The following is a 21,137-nucleotide window of genomic DNA, read 5'->3' on the forward strand; positions in this document are numbered from 1 at the left end:
GAAGCTGCTGATCTCCCCACTTGAGGGGGAGATGGCCGGCAGGCCAGAGGGGGCGCTGTCCCGCCGGCGTGCTGAAGATACTGCGGCGTTTCGCTGGCCTTGACGATGACCCTCACCCCATCCTTCCCCGCGCCGCCACGGGCAACGTTTCCAGCACCGTGTCGCCGTCGACCAGATTGACCTCGTTGAACAGGTTTGTGACGACGCAGCAATGGTCGGGCACGACACGCACGCGCTCGCCGATGCGCAGCTTGCCGTCGCCCGAAAGCGTGACGGTGCCGTGCTCCTCGCTCAGGCCCGTCACCCGCGCTCCCGACACGCCGAGCAACTCGCCAAAATCGGCGAGACCCAGCGTATCGCTGGACAGCGCCTTGCTCCCGGCATCGAGGATAGCGCGCGTCGCTGTGGGATGGCTGACCACCGTCGACAGCACCGTCAGCGCGCAGTCGTCGAGGCCGCCGACGCCTTTGGCGACCTGATAGCGGTCGAGATAGATGTAGGTGCCTGGACGATACTCCGTGACAACAGATGTATCGCTGGAGCGCCACATATCCGGCGTGCCGCCGCTGGAGATGCGTTCGCAGGCGAGGCCCGACGCGGCAAGTGCCTGCTTGGCCTCGGTGAGCCAGGCTTCGGCCTCCGCTGCCCGCCCGGCGGCCGGGTAGGTCATCAGTCCGCCGAAGGCGAGGCCGCCGGCTCTGTCGATCTGTCTTGCCAGCGCGACCGCTTCATCAGCCGACTGCACGCCGCAGCGGCCCATGCCGGTGTCGCATTCAACCAGCACCTGCAAGCGATGACCGGCATCGGTGAAGGTGGTTGCCAGCCCTTCGAGCGTCTCCATGCTGTCCGCTGTCACCGACAGGGTGACGCGCCCGTGCAGCCCCAGAAGCCGCTCCAGCTTGGCGCGCCCAAGGATGTTGTAGGGAAGAAAAATATCGGTCAGCCCGGCATCCGCCATCACCTCGGCCTCGCCAATCTTCTGGCAGGTGATGCCGACGGCGCCGGCCGCCACCTGCTTCTTCGCCCAGTAGGGCAATTTGTGCGTCTTGATATGCGGCCTGAGCTTCAGCCCGTTCTTGTCGGCATGCGCCTGGGCGCGGGCAATGTTGGCTTCCGCGCGCGTGGTGTCGATCAGGATGGATGGCGTATCGAGATCGTGAACGGTCGGCATCATCTTTCACCCCATGAGGAATCCGCGGGTTTTATGGCCCTGAAAATCCGTGATGTCACGCGGCCAGCGAAGCGGATTTGTGGTCCATGCGCCTAAGCGCAACGCCGGACAGGCGGCGAGATGGATCGACACCGCATCGACGTTCGGCTATGCGATTTGCCAGACAAATCGATACGAAGGGATCATGATCATGAAGCGCTCCGCCATCAACGACATCATCCGCGAAGCCGACGCTTTCATCCGCTCGTTCGGCTACATCATGCCGCCCTTCGCCTATTGGTCGCCGCAGGAGGCGAAGGCGCGTCAGGTCGACTCGTCGGCCGTATTCACCTCGCGGCTTGGCTGGGACATCACCGATTACGGGCAAGAGAAATTCAGGGAACTCGGCCTGTTCCTGTTCACCGTTCGCAACGGCCGCTACGAGGACATGAAGAAGGGCATGGGCATGCTCTATGCCGAAAAGATCATGATCTCGCGCAAGGACCAGCTGTCGCCGATGCACCGCCACAACATCAAGGCCGAGGACATCATCAACCGTGGCGGCGGCAAGCTGGTGCTGGAACTGTTCATGCATGACCGCGACGGCGGCATCGATCCCAAGGCCGAGGTCTCGGTGCCGGTCGACGGAACCATCCACAGGCTGCCTGCGGGTGGGCTCCTGAAGCTCGACCCGGGCCAGAGCGTCACGCTGCTGCCCGGCGTCTGGCATGCCTTCTGGGCCGAGGGCAAGGACGTGCTGATCGGCGAGGTCTCGACCGTCAATGACGATCTCACCGACAATGTGTTTCGCGAACCGATCGGCCGTTTTTCCAACATCGACGAAGACGTTGCCCCGATCCACCTGCTGGTGTCCGACTATGAGAAGTGGCTGGGGTAGGGGGCGCCGCCCCATGCCTTCGGTGACGCCAGCCCCACGATCGAAAGCGGGTTAGCCGGTAGCGCCTACCTACTGCGATCCTTGTTCGACCGATCCTGCCGCTTCGTCCTTGAAGACGACCTTTGTGCCTTTTTGCACTTCGGAGGCGAGGTCTTCGGCATCCCAGTTGGTCAGCCTGATGCAACCATGCGAGAAGGTCTTTCCGATCTTGCCTGGGTCCGGCGCCCCGTGAATGCCATAACTATCGATGGACAAATCGATCCAGACCGATCCCACCGGATTGTTTGGTCCGGCAGCGATCGTGAAGGGGCGCTTGGTCTTCACCCCCTTGAAGGCAAACTCTGGATCGTAGTGATAGGTTGGGTGGCGCACCACGCGTTTGACCTCTGCCTCGCCACTCGGCGCGGGCTTCTCCTGGCTCCCGATCGAGGCGGGGTACGTCGCAAGCACTTTGCCGGAAGGGTCGAGCACGCGAACCTGGCGAGCGCTCTTGTCGACCTCGACGTTCCCAATGTCTTGCGGCGGATCACCTCGGGCGACAGCTGGCACCAGCAGCTTTTGCCCCGCCTTTCTGAAGCCGATGCCGGGATTGAGCCGTTCAAGCAGCTGCTCGCTGATGTGGAAGCGCTCCGCCATCTTTTCCAAGGCATTGTGATAGGCGAGCCGGGGCAGGCGGGCCATCCTCTCCATGCGCGCCGGAATTCGCCTGGTGAACGGTCCACGCACATCCTTGCGCGTCAACTCGTAGGTCTCAAGCGCGGGGCGCGAGGATGTCGCGACCAGCTTGTCCCATGTCTCGCGGGTAAGCTTGCCGTCGGCAGGCAATCCGTTGGCCGCTTGAAACGCACTGACTGCCCGGGTGAAGTTCTCTGCTTGGCGGCCGTCGATCAGGCCTGGCGAGAAGCGTGCACGATCCAGGAGGATTTGCGCCTTCAGCACGGTCACACTGACGCCTTTCGCTTCGCTGCCGTCAAATTGGGCGTTGTTGACGGTGGCCGCGTCCAGTTTTGCCGCCGCCGTTGCATCGCATGCCATGACGAGCATGGCGGCCGCGGCAAGAACGAGCCTGATCATGGAGGTCACACTCCTGTATGAGCACCTGCTTCTATGACGTCGCACGGCCGATCTGGTTCCATTTCCCTGCATCTGAGTCCGGCTGCCGAGTGCCGATGCGCCGCAGCGAACCCGGACCAGGAGCACCCGGCGGTGGCGCGGGTGCATTGTTGATAAGGGTCCGCCATCATCAAGATGGATGGCGACTCTCGTCAGCGCCTGTGTTGGCAATGGGCCAAGGTCCCATTGAGCGCCTGTTTTCATAGGCTCAGTGACCGAGGAGAGCCAGGATGACATTTCCTGCCCAGAAGGACAGAAGACCGGCTCAACCAGCCGAGGATGAGCGCCAGGCACGGCTGGAGAAAACAGCCAGGCTCAAGCAGCTTCGGTCCTATGCTTCCTGGCTTTCGTCTGACCCAAACGCCCAGCTTCACGATGAGATAGACTGCTCCGTGCTGATCGACGAAGGCGTGGAACGACGCGGCATGGAGCCTTGGCTGATCGGCAGGTGACACGACCGGGCGGCGAGGTTTCCACCGCCAACGACGATCGGCCGACAATTTGTTTGGCGAGCCGATCGGCCGCAACAGTGGCGACAGGCTGACTTCGCGTCAGTGACAGCAGCCTTGCTGCGCGCTCGTCCTGCACAGGCAGGACGAGGTGATCGGCACATCCGCCTTGGCCATCGCCGCGGCAAGGCTTGTCTGCAATATCGGCAATTCATCAGTCTCGCCGCGCCGTTTCAGGCATTCTACCAGCCCGTGCAGTGCCCAGACATTGTTCGGATGTTGGGCGCAGCGCTGCACCGTGCCGCTCAGGCCCAGGTCGTCGCGATAGACCTGTTCTGCTTCTTGCGCGTTGCTCTGGTCGAGAAGCAGCGCCGCCAGCGCATGGCGCGGCGGGTGCATCCAGGCCCACGGTTCGGTGTAGGACAAATTGTCGTCAAGCTCGACCGCCTGCCGCAAATGGCCATAGGCCTCGTCATGCCGGCCCTGGTGGTACGCCAGCTCGCCGTCGAGCAGAGCGACACCGACAGCCAGCGAAGCCTGCGCCGGGTTGCTGAGGAAGCGCCGCTCGGGCGCAATACCTTTCAGATGCCGATGGAACTCTTCGCGCTCGCGCTCGGCCTCAGCAAATTGCCCAAGCGTCGCATGCGCGACGCCCTTGGCGTAGTGCTGCATGGCCGCCGTCAGCACATAGAGGCCGGGCTCCGCGGTTACAGGCTCGTCGATGATCTCCTGCCAGCGGCCGAAGCGCACTTGCACATGCGATTTCATCGCATGGTAGCCTTCCACCGTCTGCGTGAGCTTGGGCCGGCCCTGGATGGCGACCACCTCGCGCGTGACCAGGCTGCGCACTCTGTCGGCGGCCCACAGTGCAGGCCGGTACTGGCCCGACAACATGCAGGTAAACATCATCAGGTGCAGATCGTGGCAGCAGCCCAGCAAATAGTAGGTCGGCTCGTCCGCATAGGCCAGATAGAGGTCGTTGGCGCGCACCGCCTTTTCGCTGGCACGTTTGGCTTTCTCATACTCGCCGCACAGCACATAGATGTGCCCCGGCATGTGGTTCATATGTCCGGCATCGGGGCACATCTCGCCGAGCAGATCCGCCGAGCGCATGCCGCGCTCCGGCATGGTGGACATTTCCAGGAGATGAATGTGCAGGTGGACGATCGCCGGATGTTGTGCCGCGCCGGCTTCATCGGCAAGCCGGATCGACCGCTCGCAGACATCGAGCGCCTCGACGACATCGGAATTCGGAGCCGGCGCGCCGGTCTTGAGGTTCCACAGCCGCCGCACCGTGCGCATCATCAGCGCTTCGACCAGCAGTGCCATCACATCATGGTCGTCGGGAAAGTCGCTGTACACAAGCCGCATCGCGGCGGCATAGGCGTCACCCCACCGTTCGAATTCCTCGGGGCTCACCCGGTGCGGCTTCTGGAAGCGGGCGGCCAACGCCTCGATCAGCCGCTTCTCGATTTCGTTGGCGGCAACCGCATTGGCCCGCGCAAGCTGGACATGCTCGAAGCAGCGCTTGGCCGCGCTGCCGGCCTCGGCCTCGCCATGCTCCTTCCAGGTCAGATTGTAGAAAGGTCCGGCGGCATAGGCGATGCCCCAATGAACCATCGGACAGTCAGGATCCGTCTCCAGCGCCTTCTGAAAACACTTGATGCCTTCCTCATGGTTGAAGCCGTAGCACCAGTTGAGGCCGATATCGAACCAACGCTGGGTTTCTGCCGAGCGAGTGGAGATGGGGCGGCGGTAGGTGCCGAGGTCGAAGCGGTCCATGTCTTCCATTCAAGTTTGGGCTGTTGTTCTAGATATTGCCACCACTGCTAGCTGGTCCTTAAGCGGCGCTTCATTTTTGCCAGCCGGCTAGCTCTGGCAGGTCGTCGAGCCAACTTTTTTCCGTCATCAAGACATCGCCGGGCTGCGGGTCAGTGGCGTTTTGAATGAGCCAGTCCATCCACTTCCGATAGGCAGCCGGGTCCAACTGAGGCGGCAACACCTTGGCCTTGGCCAGCATGCGTTTGCGGAAACTCACCTGCCTGCGGAGTTTGGTCGTCGTGAATTTGATGGCCTTGCCCTGGTATTCGACCGTCCAGCGCTCATCGCCATGGCTGGTCAGCCTGTCGATGGCGAAACCGACGTCCACCGGCCTATCCCGCCACGGAAGCTCGATGGCATTCTTCCTCAGATCGAGTGCCCATCGCCTGTAGTCGGTTCCGGCACGCTGGGGCGGCAGCACCCCAGCCTGTTCGAGTATCTTCCTGCGGAAGGTCGGCTGCTTCTTGAGCTGGCCTGTCGTCAGCTCGACGCGATGCCCACGGAATTCGACATGCCATCGGATCCTCCCATTGCCGAAATACTTCACCAGCCTGTCGATGACGAACTCGTCATCGGAGAGCGTCAAGCAGCCCTCCTTGATGCTTTCGAAAATGGACTGGCTGTCAGTGAGCATGACGCGGCATTGTGCTGGAACCTTCATGAAGCTTAGCGAGTAGCACGCGCCGGCGGCAACGATCTTTTTCGCTCCGGGAATCTCGACCGGCTCAATTGCGGGCAACTGCGGGTAGCGCCCGTAAAAGCCCGGTACTGTGCGTAACTGACATAGCGATGCAGATGAAAACGATGCCAAATTGGCGTGCTAAATCATCGGTTTGCTTGTGGGATTTTGGCTGGGGAACCTGGATTCGAACCAGGACTAACGGAGTCAGAGTCCGTGGGTCTACCGTTAACCTATTCCCCAGCAGGCGCGGTCATGAACCGTGCGGGCCGAGCGGGCAAGCCGCTGTGAGCGCTGCCTTGTAGCCGCCAGCGGAAAATAGTCAAGCCTGCTCTGTGGTTCAATGGCAGGTTTCGTCAGGTGATTTCAGACACCACTCTTCAGATGCCGGCGCGCGGCCCCCAGTCCAATCCCGCGCCTCAAGGCTCCGTCCGGCTGAACTGCGAGCGTTCGAAGAACAGCACCACCCCCAGGCCCAGAATCAGCGGGATGATCAGGTAGAACAGCCGGAACACCAGCAGCGCCGCCAGCACGCCGACCGGATCCATGTCCGACAGGCCGGCGAGAAACACCACCTCGAACACGCCGAGCCCGCCCGGCGCATGCGAGATCTGTGCGATCGAGAAGGAGACGAGGAAGACGCCGAGAATGACGAAATAACCGGGATTGTGGGCTGCTGGCAGGGCAAAGAAGATGATCGCGGCGGCGGCCAGCAGTTCGATCGGGCCGATCAGCAACTGCCGGGCGACGATCGGCAGCGCCGGATAGTGGAGCTGAAAGCTGGCGATCTTCAGCGGGCGCAGATGCAGCCAGCTGCCGAAGACATAGGCGGCGACGAGCAGCAGCATCGCGATACCGGCCGCTTCCGACAGGCCATGATGAGCGATGCCGGAAAACCGGTCGAGTACCTCTGGCTCGAACACCAGAACGAGGCCAGAGGCGAGAATCGTCGATAGCACGAAGGTGATCCAGCAGATCGCCACCAGCACGCCGACATCCTGACCGGTCAGGCCTCTGGTGCCGTAGGCGCGATAGCGGATGACGGCGCCGGAAAACACCGAACCGCCAATGTTGTGCGACAGCGCATAGGTCGTGAAGGAGCACAGCGTGACGAACAGCCACGACACGCGCTTGCCGATATGCAGGAGCGCGATGTGGTCGTAGCCGGCAAGCGAGGCATAGGCGATGACCGAACACAGCGCGGCAAGGACCCAACCCCGGGTCGGAATGGCCGTGATACCGTCCCAGACGTCGTCGAGTGAAACGCCGCGCAGTTCGTGCCAGAGCAGCAGCAGCGAGAAGATCACGGCGGCGATGCCGACAACCGGCCAGAAATAGCGTCTCCAGTTCATTGCCTGCCAATTCATTGCCTGACTGCCATGCGTTGCGGGTCCGCTTCCTTTTCCGTGGCTGGTGGGAGGCCGGCTTGCCGGATTCTTCCGCTCATTTCAGAAATGCCTCATCGAAGCCGGCTATTCAACCGCGAACCCTTGTCGCAGCGGCGGCCGGCAAGATTTGTCCGTCGTGAGCGGCCGAAAGAGATGCCGGCAGGCGTAGCGCCGGCATCTGCGGCGTGCGGGTTCATTACGCGGCCGCACCGGAACGGCGGTTTGCGGCCTGCCGGCAAAATTCGGCACGCGGCTCTTGGTGATCGGGCGCGGCGCTGTTAGTCTGGCGGCAACTTAAAACACTGAAGCGCCTGCTGCGTCCATCATAGGTTCGCGCGGCGCCGGAAGGAACGACAGTGGAAGACCACGACACCGGCGCCGGCGCGCCGGAGGTGGGCGTGTCCAGCGCTTCCCAGGGGTCGGCTGGCCCGGGGAACGCAAGCTGGCAGCAACGCCGCCCGACGGAGCTCCGCTCCGCGGACGGGCAGGCGGGCGACGCACCCCACAAAGGCAAGCCCAAGAAGCGGCGCAAGCGAAGGCGCGGGCGCAAGGTTTTTGCGCGCGACGAAGCACGTCCCACGGAGAATCGATCGCCGGCGCCGGGCAAAACCGGTGTCCCGGCGGCGGAGTCCCACAGACCGGCGGAATCGATGGCCTCGCCCGCCGCTGTAGTGCCACGGCCGGAACAGAGCGCCCGTCGGCCGCCGGTCCAGGAGCTTCCGGTGTTTGCGGCTCTTGACCTCGGCACCAACAATTGCCGGCTGCTGGTCGCCGTGCCGACGCGGCATGGCCAGTTCCGCGTCATCGACGCTTTTTCTCGCATCGTCCGGCTGGGCGAGGGGCTCACCGCCAATGGCCGGCTCGGCCAGCCGGCGATGGACCGCGCGGTCGAGGCGCTGAAAATCTGCGGCGACAAATTGCGCAACCGCAAAATCAGGAAAGCCCGGCTGATCGCCACCGAGGCCTGCCGCACGGCCGAAAACGGCGTCGAGTTCATCGACCGTGTCGAACGCGAGGCCGGCCTGAAGCTTGAGATCATCGACCGCCAGACCGAGGCGCGGCTGGCGGTGTCCGGCTGCGGCTCGCTGGTCGAGCGGGACACCCAAGGCGTCGTCCTGTTCGATATTGGCGGTGGTTCGTCGGAAATCGCGCTCATCGATCTCGCTGGCCGCCGTTCGCCAAGGCTGGCCAATCATATCGTGTCGTGGACGTCGCTGCCGGTCGGCGTCGTCTCGCTGGCCGAGCGCTTTGGCGGTCGCACGGTGACGCGCGAGATCTTTGCCGCCATGGTCGACGACGTTGCCGGCCGGCTGGCCAGCTTCGACGGTCGCGATCGGCTGAGCCATCTCAAGGCCAGTCCGAATTTCCATCTGCTGGGTACGTCAGGCACTGTGACGACGCTGGCCGGTGTCCACCTTGAGCTCGAGCGCTATGATCGCCGCCGTGTCGACGGGCTGTGGATGGACCGCGACAGCGTCGATCGCATGGTCGAAAGACTGGTTGGCTGGGATTTCCAGCAGCGCTGCGCCAACCCTTGCATCGGTGCCGATCGCGCCGATCTGGTGCTGGCCGGCTGTGCTATCCTCGAAGCGATCCGCGCCGTGTGGCCGTCCGAGCGGCTGCGAGTCGCCGATCGTGGCCTGCGCGAAGGTATTTTGAGCGAACTGATGGCCGATGATGGCGTCTGGCGCAACGATGGGCGTGGCAGAGCGTGAGCCCGAACCGAAGAAATAAGCAATGACGAAGAAACCGGAAAAACCAGGGTCCGCCAGCATTCGTGTGCTGAAGACGCGGATCAAGAAGAAGAGCGGGCTGAAGGAATCGTCGCGCCGCTGGCTGCAGCGCCACATCAACGATCCCTATGTCCAGCGCTCCAAGGCTGACGGCTATCGCTCGCGCGCGGCCTACAAGCTGATCGAGATCGACGACAAGCATCATCTGCTGAAACCCGGCATGAAGGTGATCGATCTTGGTGCGGCCCCCGGCGGCTGGTGCCAGGTTGCGGCCGCGCGGACGAAATCGACGGCCGACAAGCCGCATGTCATCGGTATCGATTATCTCGAAATGGACGCCGTGCCCGGCGCGCCGGTGCTGTTGATGGATTTCCTCGATCCGCTGGCGCCGCAAAAGCTGGCCGAGGCGTTGGGCGGGGATCCCGATATCGTGCTGTCCGACATGGCGGCACCGACCACCGGCCACAAGCGGACCGACCATATCCGCACCATGCATCTGTGCGAGGTGGCAGCCGATTTCGCGCTGTCGGTGCTGAAGCCGGGCGGGCATTTCCTTGCCAAGACCTTCCAGGGCGGCGCCGAAAACGAACTGCTCTCCATGCTCAAGAAGAACTTCCGCTCCGTGCATCACGTCAAGCCGCCGGCGTCGCGGGATGAATCGGTCGAGCTCTATTTGCTGGCCAAGGATTTTAAAGGGCGAGAGGCCGGTCCGCCAGGCGGATCGGAACGTCCAGTGGACGTTCCGAAGGACTCGAGCGCCCGGAGCCATAGCGAGGGGCCGGAGGACGACGAAACGTAAAGCCAGCCGCATCAATTGCCGGGCGGGCTCACCGTTTCCAGCGTCTTGGGTGTTGTCAGCCGGCCGTGACCGGAGATGGCGTTGCCGGCATCGGGCGCCAGCCGGACGAAGGATAGCGATGCCGCCGCCGACACCGCTGCAACGATGAAGAAGGCAATGTGGAAGTCGTCCAGCGACAGCGGGCCGCCATGGATTGACGTCGATACTTCCAGGATTCCGCCGGCCAGCGCCACGCCGAGCGCGACCGACAACTGCTGGAAGACCGCGGTAATCGGCGTCGCCTTGCTGGTGTCTTCAGCCGAAACCTCGGCATAGGCGAGCGCATTGACGCCAGTGAAGAACATCGAGCGGATGAAGCCGCCGACGAGCAGCATGGCCAGCATCAAGAGATAGGGTGTGTCGGGTGTGAACAGGCCGTTGATGGCGATCGAGGCCGCGGCGACCAGTGAACCGACAACCAGAACGCGGCGGAAGCCAGCGACGCGGAAGATCAGCGCGGTGACGAATTTCATGCCGATGGCGCCGATTGCAGAGACGAAGGTGATCATGCCGGACTGGAACGGCGTCAGCCCAAAGCCGATCTGGAACATCAGCGGCAGCAGGAACGGCACAGCACCAATGCCGATGCGGAACAGCCCGCCACCAAGCACCGAGGAGCGGAACACCTGGTTGTGGAACAATTCGAGCGCCAGCAGCGGGTTTTTGGCGTGGCGCGCATGCAGCAGATAGAGCGCGCCCGATACGAGGCCGACCGCCACGGTGAGGACACCGACGATTGGCGGCAGATAGGGCAAGCTGACCACCGACAGGCCGAACACCACGCCGGATGCCGCCAGCCCGCTCAGCACGAAGCCGATGAAATCAAGTGGTGGGGTCTGCGCGGGTTCGGTCTCCGGCAGGAAACGCGTCGCCAGCCAGATGCCGATCAGCCCGATCGGCACATTGATCAGGAAAATCCAATGCCAGGTGAAGTAGGTGGTGATGAAGCCGCCGACCGGCGGGCCCACCAACGGTCCGACCAGCGCCGGAACGGTCAGCCAGGACATCGCCGCGACGAGTTCGCTTTTCGGTGTCGCGCGCACCAGCACCAGCCGCCCGACCGGCGTCATCATGGCGCCGCCGATGCCTTGCAGGAAGCGCGACACCACGAAAGCCGGCAGCGAACCGGAGAGGGCGCAAGCGATCGACCCGACGATGAAGACCGCGATCGCGGCGCGAAAGATATTCTTGGCGCCGAAACGGTCTGCCATCCAGCCGCTGATCGGAATGAAGATCGCCAGCGATACCAGATAGGCGGTCAGCGCCAGCTTGAGCGCGATCGGGCTGGTGTGGATGTCGACGGCGATCGCCGGCAGCGATGTCGCGATGACGGTCGAATCCATGTTTTCCATGAAAAGGGCGACCGCCAGTATAAGCGGAATGGTGCGGTTCAAGGAACGCGTCCAGACTTGAATGTTGCGTTGCCGGTTGCATGTCGGCCTTGAGGCGGGCGGTTACCATGCCTTCGCCGGCATGTCGCATTAATTTGCTGTCACTTTTGTGCGACCGGCAACCACAGGTCGCATCCTTCGCCGAAAAGTCACCTTTCCGGGAGCGTGAAATCATCGGCTTTTCATCGGCGCTCGGACGTGGTACCAGCCAGCGCCAATCCTGAAAGGGAAGAAACGAGTCGGCGCTGTCCATTCCGGTCCAGCGCTTTTTTGTATTCCCCCACCGCGTTTATATCGAGGGACTGGCCATGGCAAAAATCATCGAAACGTCTACCGGCGCATTGGCGCTGACCTTTGACGACGTGCTGCTGCAGCCCGGCCATTCCGAGGTCATGCCCGGCGAGACCGATGTCCGCACCCGCATCGCCGGTGACATCGACCTCAACGTGCCGATCCTCTCTGCGGCGATGGACACCGTCACCGAGGCGCGGCTCGCCATCGCCATGGCCCAAGCCGGCGGCATTGGCGTCATCCACCGTAATTTCTCGCCGGCCGAACAGGCCGAGCAGGTGCGGCAGGTCAAGAAATTCGAATCCGGCATGGTGGTCAATCCCGTCACCATCGGCCCCGACGCGACGCTCGCCGACGCGCTTGGCCTGATGCGCAGCTATTCGATCTCGGGCATTCCGGTGGTGGAGAACGGCGGCAGCGGCGGCCACAAGATCGGACGGCTGGTCGGTATCCTGACCAATCGCGACGTGCGCTTTGCGTCCGATCCGGCGCAGAAGGTCCATGAGCTGATGACCCGTGACAACCTGATCACAGTCAAGGAGAACGTCGACCAGGACGAGGCCAAGCGGCTTCTGCATCAGCACCGCATCGAAAAGCTGGTGGTCGTCGACAGGCAGGGCAATTGCGTCGGATTGATCACCGTCAAGGACATCGAGAAGTCGCAGCTCAACCCGCACGCCAGCAAGGACTCGCAGGGCCGCTTGCGTGCCGCCGCCGCCACCAGCGTTGGCGATGACGGTTTCGAGCGCGCCGAACGCCTCATCGATGCCGGCGTCGACCTTCTGGTGATCGACACCGCGCATGGCCACTCGCAGCGCGTGCTCGACGCTGTCACGCGGGCGAAAAAACTATCCAACTCGGTCCGCATCCTGGCCGGCAACGTCGCCACCGCCGCGGGCACGCAGGCGCTGATCGACGCCGGGGCGGACGCCGTCAAGGTCGGCATCGGTCCGGGTTCCATCTGCACCACCCGCATCGTTGCCGGCGTCGGCGTGCCGCAGCTTTCCGCCATCATGTCGGCTGTCGAGACGGCGCACAAATCCGGCGTCTCGGTGATCGCCGATGGCGGCATCAAATATTCCGGCGATCTTGCCAAGGCGCTGGCCGCCGGCGCCAGTGCCGCCATGATCGGCTCGCTGCTGGCTGGAACCGACGAAAGCCCTGGCGAGGTCTATCTGCACCAGGGCCGCTCCTTCAAGGCCTATCGGGGCATGGGCTCGGTTGGCGCCATGGCGCGCGGCTCCGCCGATCGCTACTTCCAGGCCGAGGTGCGCGACACGCTGAAACTGGTCCCTGAAGGCATCGAGGGGCAGGTTCCCTACAAAGGACCTGTGTCCGGAGTGTTGCACCAGCTTGCAGGCGGGCTGAAAGCCGCTATGGGTTATGTTGGTGGCCGTGATCTTGCCGATTTCCGCGAGCGCGCCACTTTTGTGCGCATATCCAATGCCGGACTTCGTGAAAGCCACGCCCATGACGTCACGATTACCCGCGAAAGCCCGAATTATCCCGGCGGAGCCTGACCAGTACGGGCTCGGGCGGAACCTGACGGCAACGATCCTGCGGCTATCGCGCCACGCAGGCGCGCTCTGTTTCCTGTCAGGGGTGGTTTTCATCGCCATGACGGCTCTGGAATTCTTCTATTTCCGCCAGTTGAGCGGCGGCTTGCCGTCACTCGACATGCGCATTTTAGGGTTTACGCCGGACGAAGGCATGGCCTGGCTGACGGCGCTCGGCCGGCGCGGCGGCGAGATCATTCTCGTCTGGCATTATCTGACCTTCGATCTGTTGTTCCCGGCGCTGCTGTCGGTCACGCTGGTCAGCCTCATCCTGGCCACCGGCCGGCGATTGAAGGCTTTCCGCGTGCTGCCGGCGCAGCTGCAGTCGATTTTCGCGTTGGTCCTGGTGCTTCCCTACACGCTTGCACATTACGTTCAGAACTTTGCGGTGGCGCGGCTTCTGTCCGATTTCCTGTCGGCCAACCCGGACTCGCTGTCTTTCGCCTCGGCGCTCACCGTCACCAAATTCGCGCTTTTCGCCATACCGGTGATCGTCATTGCCGCCTTCTGGCTGGCGGGCCAGAAACGCCAGGCCTGATGCCGCGCGGAAAGCACAGCCGGGTAGGGGACACTTCGTGAACCAGACCACGATCTTCTGGCCTGTTCTGGCGCATGTGCTGCTGATCTACATCGTCTACTGCGTGCTGGGCCGCCGCAGATACGGCGCAGTCAGGTCAGGCGAGGCGAAACCCGGCCAGTTCAAGGTGCGTTCGAGCGAGCCGGCCTCCAGCGTCACCGTTGCCGCCAATCTCACCAACCAGTTCGAATTGCCGGTGCTGTTCTATGTGCTGTGCCTGACGCTGCACCTGACCAACGGCGTCAACTATCTGACCTTGGCGCTGATGTGGATTTTCGTCGCGTCGCGCTATTTCCATGCCTGGGTTCACCTGACCAGCAACAATCTGCTGCTGCGCAGCCGGTCCTTCTTCGTCAGTGCGGTGATTCTCCTGCTGGGATGGATCTGGTTCGCGCTGCACCTGCTCGGCGTGGTTTGAGCAGACAGTTCTCCCTTCTCCCAGCTTGCGGGAGAAGGAAAGAATGCTCGTCTACAGATCGAACACCGCAATCTTGCGCTTGTCGAACTTGATGCCGATCTCGCCGCGCACCAGCTTGAGCGCGGCCTCGCCGAACACCGCGCGCCGCCAACCCTGCAGGGCCGGTACGTCGGCCTCCTCGCCCTCGGCGGCGATACGGTCGATGTCGTCGCTGGAGGCCAGCACCTTCGAGGCGACGCCTTCCTTTTCGGCGACGATCCGCAGCAGCACCTTCAACAGTTCCGCCGCGGCGCTCGAGCCCTCGGGCGGCTGGAAACTCTTTGGCAATTTCGGCATCTGCTCCTTGGGCAAGGCAAGTGCGGTGTTGACCGCGCCGAGCAGCGCCGTCGCCGTCGACGAGCGCTCCCAGCCCTTCGGTGTCGTGCGCAGCTTGCCAAGGGCTGCCGTGTCGCGCGGCGCCTGCTGCGCCACCTCGTAGATCGCGTCGTCCTTGAGCACGCGGCCGCGCGGGACATCGCGTTCGCGCGCCTCGCGCTCACGCCACGCCGCAACGCCCTGCACGATCGCCAATTCCTGCGGTTTGCGCAGCCGCATCTTCAGCCGCTTCCAGGCGTCCTCGGGATGCGGATCATAGGTTTCGCGTGAGGTCAGCACCTCCATCTCCTCGTTGAGCCAATGGGCGCGGTTTTCCCGCTCCAATTCGGCGCTGAGGTGCTGATAGACCTCGATGAGATGCGTGACGTCGGCCAGCGCGTAGTCGAGTTGCTTGTCGGAAAGCGGCCGGTGGCGCCAGTCGGTGAAGCGCGACGACTTGTCGAGCCGCGCGCCGGTAATGCGCTGCACGAGCTGATCGTAGGAAACACTGTCACCGAAGCCGCAGACCATCGCCGCCACTTGCGTGTCGAACACCGGATGCGGAACCAGATCGCCGAGGTGGACGATGATTTCGATGTCCTGCCGCGCGGCGTGGAAGACTTTGACCACCGCTTCATTGGCCATCAGCCTGAAGAACGGCTTCAAGTCGATATCGGGCGACAGAGGATCGATGAGCGCCGTCACGCCGGGTGCGGCCATCTGGATCAGGCACAGGATCGGCCAAAAGGTCGTTTCCCGAATGAATTCGGTGTCGACGGTGACGAAATCCGACTTTTCGAAAGCGGCGAGAACGGTCTCGAGTTCTTTCTGGGTGGTGATGACGTTCATCAAATCGCTTTTGACAGGAGTAAGGTCTTCCTAGATTTCAGCCGCCGGGGCTTTCGTCAAGCTTTGGCACCGCCATCATCAGGTTCCCGGACCATCGGAATCGTCGTTTCTCCTGGCCAGCCGCGCGAAAACCGTCGAAGTGCGCAGGAGCGCGGTGAAGCGGCCGCGCCTGCCTGCAGGCACGCCAGACCGGGCCTGCATGCGGTAAAGGATGACGGCGATGAAGATCGCATAGACCACCGCGCTGAATACAAACAGGGCGCCCGGTCCGAAATACTGCATTGCCGTCGAGGCGGCAAACGGGCCGCCAATCGCGCCGAAGGAATAGAACAGCATCAGCGCCGCGTTGATCAGCACGAACTCGCCCGTGTCGGCGCGGTCGTTGGAATGCGCCGCCGACAGCGAATAGAGCGGCATGGCGAAACAGCCGAAGATGAAGATGAAGATGAAGTTGAGCGCCGGATTGCTGCCGGCGATGAACACCAGCGCCAGCGCCGAGAACATCGCGCAGCACGTCGTCATCAGCAGCACCCGGCGCCGGTCCCAGCGGTCGGAGAGGTAACCCAGCGGATACTGGATGATGGCGCCGCCGAAAATGCCGACGCTGACGAAGGTGACGACATCGGCGACCGACATGCCGATCTGCTCGGCATAGACCGGCGACAGGGTGCGAAAGGCGCTGTTGGTGACGCCGACGGCGATGCAGCCGAAGCAGCCCAGCGGCGAAATCCGCCAGACGCGCGCCAGGTCGAGCTTGACCTCTTCGGGTGGCGCCGGGTTGGAGCGGTCGCCGAGCGACACCGGCACCAGTGACAAGGTGATCATCATCGACATGATGGCGAAGATGGCGAAACCGCCGGCGCCGAAGACCGGGATCAGGAACTGGGCTGATGTCACCGAACCGATGTCGACCATCCGGTAGATCGCCAGCACGCGTGCCCGGTCGTGATTGCCGACGCCGGAATTCAGCCAGCTTTCGACGATGGTGAACAGCCCGGCGAAGCAGAAGCCGCCGGCAAGGCGCACCGCGCACCACATCACCGGATCGATGACCAGCACCAGAAGCAAGGTGCCGACCGAGGCGATTGCCGCCAGCGCCGAAAACGCCCTGATATGGCCGACCGCCTTCATGATGCGGGTGATGGCCAGGCAGCCGAGCAGGAAGCCGGCGAAGTAGAAGGTGCCCATCAGGCCGATGTCGGAAGCCGAAAACCCTTCCTGCGCGCCGCGCAGCGCGATCAGCGTGCTCTGCAGCCCATTGCCGCCGAGCAAAATGCCGGCGGCGAGAAGGAGCGGGATCATCGGGCGGATGGAGGACATGAAGAGGCGATCACGTGTCGGTGATCCCTTCTTGAACCATCACCCTGGCCAACGCCAGCAGCAATTCCCTGCGCCAACAGGGATGATCGCTGTATTCGCCTGGATTCGTTTCCGCGTTTTGCTTGGTCAGCGCTCAAGGCTGCCGGCGACGTGACTGCCGATCGTCGGGCCACAGGCTGAGCCGCTCGGCTGCTCCCGTTGCGATGCCTATTCCTGCGAGGACTGCCACCAGCCCGACAATCAGGTTTGCGCTTACCTGTTCGCCCAGGAAGACAACACCAAAGATCGATGCCGTCACCGGATTAACCGCAACGGAGACGGCAACCAGTGTCGGCGACGCGCGCTCGAGCGCGAATGCCCAGAGGAAGAAAATGAAGGCGCCGCAAATTATGGCCAGATATGCGCTCGCGATCCACTGAGGTGCGCTGAGAGTGGCAAGTCGCGCGAAGCCTCCGTTCGAAACCACCAGGACCGATAGGCAGACCGCGCCCACGCCCATGCCAAACGCCACGAACGGGATCGGCGCGGTGCGGGATAGAAATGGTCTCGACCAGACGTTGTAGAGCGCCATGCAGAAAGCGGCCGCGACCATGAGAAGATCTCCGCGCCAGGCATCTGGGGGAGCAGTCGTCAGGCTCGTGCCGAGCGCTACGGCCACCCCTGCCATTGCGATCAGGACACCGACGATCTTGCGGATGGTCGGCGGCTCGATCCTCAGAACTGCCGCGGCAAGCATTGTGAGCAGAGGCAGTGTCGAAAGCGCAAGCGCACCTCGCGCGGCCGTTGTGTAGACAAGGGCTCCATTGAAGAGCACCGGAAACAGCCCGAAGAACAGAAGACCCAATGCACCAGTGCCGAGCCAGTCGCTCTTCGGCGGCCACCTGTCTCGTCGCCAGAGAGCTACGGCGGCCAAAACCAGAAAGCCGCCGCCGAACCGGACCGCACCGATAACGAGAGGATCGAGCGTGCCCGCGAGATATCGCGTTGCGCCAACGGCGGTGCCCCCAAAAGCGCTGGAGAGAATCGCGGCGAGCACTCCTGTGATTTCCATGGTTCCTGACCTTGCCAACTCTGAACCACGGATATCGGGCAGGCGGGCCATAAGGAATCGAATAAGCTCAATGAGTTTGATAACATTCCACTATGAGCATCCCGAATCTCGATCCGGACCTTCTGCGGGCCTTCGTCGTCGTTGCCGAGCGCCTCTCGTTTACGCGAGCCGCCGAGCAGCTCAATAGAACGCAGGCGGCCGTCAGCTTGCAGGTGAAACGTCTTGAGGAGCGCATCGAGACCATCTTGTCCCGGCGCTCGACAGCCCGCGTTGAACTCACCGCCGCCGGGGAGGGCTTTCTGATCGATGCCCGCCGCATACTTGCTCTCAATGAGCAGGCGATTGCGCGTGTTTCCGGTCAGCAGGTGGCCGGACAGGTTCGCATCGGGGTCATGGAAGATTATGGCACCAAGATCCTGCCGCGCCTCCTTTCTGGCATCGCCGAGCGATTTCCGTTGGTGCAGGTCGAAATGGAGATCGGTCTCACCGCCCGGCTCCTGAAACGGCTTGGGTCGTCGTTCGACGCCGTCATCGCCATGCACCCGGAAGGCACAACCGAGGGGGATCTGATATGCCGCGAAAGGGCGATTTGGGCAGCGGCGGCGACCCAAGCCGTCGAGGAACTCGATCCGCTGCCCGTCGCTCTGTCGAGCCCCGATTGCCTGTTTCGCTCCTGGGCCATTGAGGCGCTCGACAAGGCAGGGCGGCCATGGCGTTTGGCCTATGTCAGTCCAAGCCTTTCAGCCACGGAGGCAATCGTCGAGCAGGGCCTTGCGATCACCGTGGTCAAAGGCAGCATGCTGGCGCCCGGCCTGCGCGGCATCCATCCCGGCCGATATCTGCCGCCGCTGCCCGGAGCGGAGATCCGCCTTCATCGGGCCGAAACGTCTTCCGCCAGCGCTGCATTGGTCGTCGAGCACCTTGCCCAGCGTCTTCGGCTATCGGCACTGGGCTCATAGGTCGCCTGGGAAAGCGGAACCAAGATACCAACACGGGCCGCTTGCCTTGACAAATCCGGCCTCCCATGCGCTTTTCGCGCAAATTTTCAGGGCCGGGCCGTGATGCCTCGGCCGGCAACTAGAGCACCCCGGACTTTACCAATGACAATGCACCGTTACCGCAGCCATACCTGTGCCCAGTTGAGGAAGAGCGACGTCGGCTCGACCGTTCGCCTGTCGGGCTGGGTGCATCGCGTGCGCGATCATGGCGGCCTGCTCTTCATCGACCTGCGCGACAATTATGGCTTGACCCAGATCGTTGCCGATCCGGATTCGCCTGCCTTCAAGGTCGCCGAAACCGTGCGCGGCGAGTGGGTCATCCGCGTCGACGGCGAGGTCAAGGCTCGCTTGCCCGACACCACGAACGCGAACCTGCCGACCGGGGAGATCGAGATTTTCGCCCGCGAGATCGAAGTGCTGTCGGCGGCCAAGGAATTGCCGCTGCCGGTGTTCGGTGAGCCGGATTATCCCGAGGATATCAGGCTGAAATACCGCTTCCTCGACCTGCGCCGCGAGACGCTGCACAAGAACATCATTGCGCGGACAAAAATCATCGCCGAGATGCGCAAGCGCATGGGCGAGGTCGGCTTCACCGAATTCTCGACGCCGATCCTGACTGCCTCGTCGCCGGAAGGCGCGCGCGACTTCCTGGTGCCGTCGCGCATCCATCCCGGCACCTTCTACGCGCTGCCGCAGGCGCCGCAGCAATATAAGCAGCTGATCATGGTGTCGGGCTTCGACCGCTACTTCCAGATCGCGCCCTGCTTCCGCGACGAGGACCCGCGCGCCGATCGTCTGCCCGGCGAATTCTACCAACTTGACCTTGAAATGAGCTTCGTCGAGCAGGACGACGTGCTGTCGACCATGGAACCTGTCATGCGCGGGGTCTTCGAGACCTTCGCCAACGGCAAGCCGGTGACGCAGAATTTCCAGCGCATTCCCTATGATGTCGCCATGCGCAAATACGGTTCCGACAAGCCGGACCTGCGCAACCCGATCGAGATGCAGGCCGTTTCCGCCCATTTTCGCGATTCCGGCTTCAAGGTGTTCGCCAACATCCTGGCCAACGATCCGAAGGCCGAGGTGTGGGGCATTCCGGCCAAGACCGGCGGCAGCCGCGCTTTCTGCGACCGCATGAATTCCTGGGCGCAGGGCGAGGGCCAGCCGGGCCTCGGCTATATCTTCTGGCGCAAGGAGGGCGACAAGCTCGAAGGCGCCGGCCCACTCGCCAAGAACATCGGCGAGGAGCGCACGGAGGCGATCCGCCTTCAACTCGGCCTTGCCGATGGCGACGCCGCCTTCTTCGTTGCAGGCGACCCGAAGAAGTTCGTCTCTTTTGCGGGGGCTGCGCGCACCCGTGCCGGCGAGGAGCTGAACCTGGTCGATCGCGAGCGTTTCGAACTGTGCTGGATCGTCGACTTTCCGTTCTTCGAATGGAACGAGGAAGAGAAGAAGATTGACTTCGCCCACAACCCGTTCTCGATGCCGCAAGGTGGCATCGATGCGCTGAATGGCGAGGACCTGCTCGGCATCAAGGCGTTCCAATACGACATGGTCTGCAACGGGTTCGAGATCGCCAGCGGCGGTATCCGCAACCATCTGCCCGAAACCATGGTCAAGGCGTTCGAGACGGTCGGGCTGGATCGCGCCACGGTCGAGGAGCGCTTCGGCGGCCTCTATCGTGCCTTCCAGTATGGCGCGCCGCCGCATGGCGGCATGGCCGCCGGTGTCGACCGCGTCGTCATGCTGCTGCTCGGCGCCAAGAACCTGCGTGAGATCACCATGTTCCCGATGAACCAGCAGGCCTACGATCTGTTGATGAACGCACCGTCGGAAGCGAGCCCGCAGCAGCTTCGCGACCTGGCGCTGCGCGTTGCCGTGCCCAAGAAGGACGCCTGATCGCGCTTCGGGCAATGCTTTAAGGAACCGCCCGAACCGATTCTTTCGATTCGCTAATCCCGTTAAAAAGCCCCCCACGCTGAACTGACCCCCGAAAGTTGGACATCAACCTTCGGGGGTTTTCATGTCCAAACACAGCGAGAGTTTGAAGCGCACTGTTGTTGATCGTTATTTGAGTGGTGAAGAGAGCTATGCGAGCGCCGGTGCAGCCGACGGCGTAGATGCTGCGACGGTGCGCAAATGGGTTGCGAGCTATCAAGTGCACGGGGTTGCCGGCCTCGCTCGCAAGCTCAGCCACTATGACGGCGAGTTCAAGCTGTCGGTTCTGCACCGGATGTGGGAGGATGGACTGTCCTGCCGACAG

Annotated in this window: 19 protein-coding genes and 1 tRNA gene; 10 read left to right on the plus strand and 10 right to left on the minus strand. The window is 63.0% G+C overall.

Going from position 1 to position 21,137, the window contains the following annotated elements; all coding sequences use genetic code 11:
* Positions 1–112: 112 nt before the first annotated feature.
* Positions 113–1,171 carry a D-TA family PLP-dependent enzyme gene (locus NKI66_RS22730; protein ID WP_023810181.1) on the minus strand — a complete coding sequence of 353 codons (1,059 nt, stop codon included), beginning with the start codon at positions 1,169–1,171 and terminating at the stop codon, positions 113–115.
* Positions 1,172–1,361: 190 nt separating this feature from the next.
* On the opposite strand from NKI66_RS22730, the gene NKI66_RS22735 reads away from it, so the two are divergent.
* Complete coding sequence (locus NKI66_RS22735; protein WP_013532294.1) at positions 1,362–2,048, plus strand: D-lyxose/D-mannose family sugar isomerase; 687 nt, start codon at positions 1,362–1,364, stop codon at positions 2,046–2,048.
* A 69-nt stretch (positions 2,049–2,117) separates the two neighbouring features.
* Here NKI66_RS22735 and NKI66_RS22740 read toward each other — a convergent pair whose 3' ends face one another.
* Positions 2,118–3,122, minus strand: coding sequence for a L,D-transpeptidase family protein (locus NKI66_RS22740; RefSeq protein WP_023810182.1), 1,005 nt, complete (start codon positions 3,120–3,122; stop codon positions 2,118–2,120).
* A gap of 269 nt (positions 3,123–3,391) precedes the next feature.
* Here NKI66_RS22740 and NKI66_RS22745 point away from each other — a divergent pair, with 269 nt between their 5' ends.
* Entirely contained in the window at positions 3,392–3,613 is a 222-nt protein-coding gene (locus tag NKI66_RS22745) for a hypothetical protein (protein WP_023810183.1), read from the plus strand.
* Positions 3,614–3,712: 99 nt separating this feature from the next.
* On the opposite strand, the gene NKI66_RS22750 is transcribed toward NKI66_RS22745, so the two are convergent.
* From NKI66_RS22750 to NKI66_RS22765, 4 genes are all read right to left on the minus strand, one after another.
* A complete protein-coding gene (locus tag NKI66_RS22750; RefSeq protein ID WP_023810184.1) occupies positions 3,713–5,392 on the minus strand; it encodes a hypothetical protein in 1,680 nt (559 codons plus the stop codon).
* A gap of 70 nt (positions 5,393–5,462) precedes the next feature.
* On the minus strand, positions 5,463–6,065 hold the full coding sequence (locus NKI66_RS22755) for a hypothetical protein (RefSeq protein WP_352753057.1): 603 nt from the start codon (positions 6,063–6,065) through the stop codon (positions 5,463–5,465).
* Between the two features lie 214 nt (positions 6,066–6,279).
* A tRNA-Gln gene (locus NKI66_RS22760) sits at positions 6,280–6,353 on the minus strand.
* 176 nt (positions 6,354–6,529) lie between these two features.
* Positions 6,530–7,462, minus strand: coding sequence for a lysylphosphatidylglycerol synthase domain-containing protein (locus NKI66_RS22765; protein ID WP_023810186.1), 933 nt, complete (start codon positions 7,460–7,462; stop codon positions 6,530–6,532).
* A gap of 392 nt (positions 7,463–7,854) precedes the next feature.
* On the opposite strand from NKI66_RS22765, the gene NKI66_RS22770 reads away from it, so the two are divergent.
* Complete coding sequence (locus NKI66_RS22770; protein ID WP_023810187.1) at positions 7,855–9,213, plus strand: Ppx/GppA phosphatase family protein; 1,359 nt, start codon at positions 7,855–7,857, stop codon at positions 9,211–9,213.
* A gap of 22 nt (positions 9,214–9,235) precedes the next feature.
* Positions 9,236–10,030: an RlmE family RNA methyltransferase gene (locus tag NKI66_RS22775; protein WP_023810188.1), complete on the plus strand. Its 795-nt coding sequence runs from the start codon at positions 9,236–9,238 to the stop codon at positions 10,028–10,030.
* Positions 10,031–10,041: 11 nt separating this feature from the next.
* Here the strand turns inward: NKI66_RS22775 and NKI66_RS22780 are convergent, their stop codons facing one another.
* Positions 10,042–11,463, minus strand: coding sequence for an MFS transporter (locus NKI66_RS22780; protein WP_023810189.1), 1,422 nt, complete (start codon positions 11,461–11,463; stop codon positions 10,042–10,044).
* Positions 11,464–11,768: 305 nt separating this feature from the next.
* On the opposite strand from NKI66_RS22780, the gene guaB reads away from it, so the two are divergent.
* From guaB to NKI66_RS22795, 3 genes are all read left to right on the plus strand, one after another.
* Positions 11,769–13,271, plus strand: coding sequence for an IMP dehydrogenase (gene guaB, locus NKI66_RS22785; protein ID WP_023810190.1), 1,503 nt, complete (start codon positions 11,769–11,771; stop codon positions 13,269–13,271).
* A gap of 97 nt (positions 13,272–13,368) precedes the next feature.
* On the plus strand, positions 13,369–13,845 hold the full coding sequence (locus tag NKI66_RS22790; protein ID WP_502900959.1) for a hypothetical protein: 477 nt from the start codon (positions 13,369–13,371) through the stop codon (positions 13,843–13,845).
* Positions 13,846–13,882: 37 nt separating this feature from the next.
* Complete coding sequence (locus NKI66_RS22795) at positions 13,883–14,302, plus strand: MAPEG family protein (RefSeq protein ID WP_023810192.1); 420 nt, start codon at positions 13,883–13,885, stop codon at positions 14,300–14,302.
* Between the two features lie 51 nt (positions 14,303–14,353).
* Here NKI66_RS22795 and rnd read toward each other — a convergent pair whose 3' ends face one another.
* From rnd to NKI66_RS22810, 3 genes are all read right to left on the minus strand, one after another.
* The gene (gene rnd / locus NKI66_RS22800; protein WP_023810193.1) at positions 14,354–15,505 is read right to left on the minus strand and encodes a ribonuclease D; all 1,152 of its coding nucleotides are present in this window, start codon (positions 15,503–15,505) and stop codon (positions 14,354–14,356) included.
* A 78-nt stretch (positions 15,506–15,583) separates the two neighbouring features.
* Positions 15,584–16,825, minus strand: coding sequence for an MFS transporter (locus tag NKI66_RS22805; protein WP_023810194.1), 1,242 nt, complete (start codon positions 16,823–16,825; stop codon positions 15,584–15,586).
* A gap of 133 nt (positions 16,826–16,958) precedes the next feature.
* Entirely contained in the window at positions 16,959–17,876 is a 918-nt protein-coding gene (locus NKI66_RS22810) for a DMT family transporter (protein WP_023810195.1), read from the minus strand.
* Positions 17,877–17,968: 92 nt separating this feature from the next.
* Between NKI66_RS22810 and NKI66_RS22815 the strand changes: the two genes are divergently transcribed.
* The 3 genes from NKI66_RS22815 to NKI66_RS22825 form a co-directional block, all read left to right on the plus strand.
* Positions 17,969–18,835, plus strand: coding sequence for a LysR substrate-binding domain-containing protein (locus NKI66_RS22815; RefSeq protein WP_352753045.1), 867 nt, complete (start codon positions 17,969–17,971; stop codon positions 18,833–18,835).
* Positions 18,836–18,982: 147 nt separating this feature from the next.
* Positions 18,983–20,773, plus strand: coding sequence for an aspartate--tRNA ligase (gene aspS / locus NKI66_RS22820; protein ID WP_352678591.1), 1,791 nt, complete (start codon positions 18,983–18,985; stop codon positions 20,771–20,773).
* A gap of 124 nt (positions 20,774–20,897) precedes the next feature.
* Positions 20,898–21,137: helix-turn-helix domain-containing protein (locus tag NKI66_RS22825; protein WP_352753047.1), on the plus strand; the 240-nt coding region annotated here is incomplete at its 3' end.

Source organism: Mesorhizobium sp. M0518 (assembly GCF_040321125.1).
Lineage (GTDB): Bacteria > Pseudomonadota > Alphaproteobacteria > Rhizobiales > Rhizobiaceae > Mesorhizobium.

Bases quoted from the DNA above. Each gene is read 5' to 3' on its own strand.
- NKI66_RS22730 (WP_023810181.1), bottom strand. From the start codon at position 1,171: ATGCCGACCGTTCACGATCTCGATACGCCATCCATCCTGATCGACACC.
- NKI66_RS22735 (WP_013532294.1), top strand. From the start codon at position 1,362: ATGAAGCGCTCCGCCATCAACGACATCATCCGCGAAGCCGACGCTTTC.
- NKI66_RS22740 (WP_023810182.1), bottom strand. From the start codon at position 3,122: ATGATCAGGCTCGTTCTTGCCGCGGCCGCCATGCTCGTCATGGCATGC.
- NKI66_RS22745 (WP_023810183.1), top strand. From the start codon at position 3,392: ATGACATTTCCTGCCCAGAAGGACAGAAGACCGGCTCAACCAGCCGAG.
- NKI66_RS22750 (WP_023810184.1), bottom strand. From the start codon at position 5,392: ATGGACCGCTTCGACCTCGGCACCTACCGCCGCCCCATCTCCACTCGC.
- NKI66_RS22755 (WP_352753057.1), bottom strand. From the start codon at position 6,065: ATGCTCACTGACAGCCAGTCCATTTTCGAAAGCATCAAGGAGGGCTGC.
- NKI66_RS22765 (WP_023810186.1), bottom strand. From the start codon at position 7,462: ATGAACTGGAGACGCTATTTCTGGCCGGTTGTCGGCATCGCCGCCGTG.
- NKI66_RS22775 (WP_023810188.1), top strand. From the start codon at position 9,236: ATGACGAAGAAACCGGAAAAACCAGGGTCCGCCAGCATTCGTGTGCTG.
- guaB (WP_023810190.1), top strand. From the start codon at position 11,769: ATGGCAAAAATCATCGAAACGTCTACCGGCGCATTGGCGCTGACCTTT.
- NKI66_RS22790 (WP_502900959.1), top strand. From the start codon at position 13,369: ATGACGGCTCTGGAATTCTTCTATTTCCGCCAGTTGAGCGGCGGCTTG.
- rnd (WP_023810193.1), bottom strand. From the start codon at position 15,505: ATGAACGTCATCACCACCCAGAAAGAACTCGAGACCGTTCTCGCCGCT.
- NKI66_RS22805 (WP_023810194.1), bottom strand. From the start codon at position 16,825: ATGTCCTCCATCCGCCCGATGATCCCGCTCCTTCTCGCCGCCGGCATT.
- NKI66_RS22810 (WP_023810195.1), bottom strand. From the start codon at position 17,876: ATGGAAATCACAGGAGTGCTCGCCGCGATTCTCTCCAGCGCTTTTGGG.
- NKI66_RS22815 (WP_352753045.1), top strand. From the start codon at position 17,969: ATGAGCATCCCGAATCTCGATCCGGACCTTCTGCGGGCCTTCGTCGTC.
- aspS (WP_352678591.1), top strand. From the start codon at position 18,983: ATGCACCGTTACCGCAGCCATACCTGTGCCCAGTTGAGGAAGAGCGAC.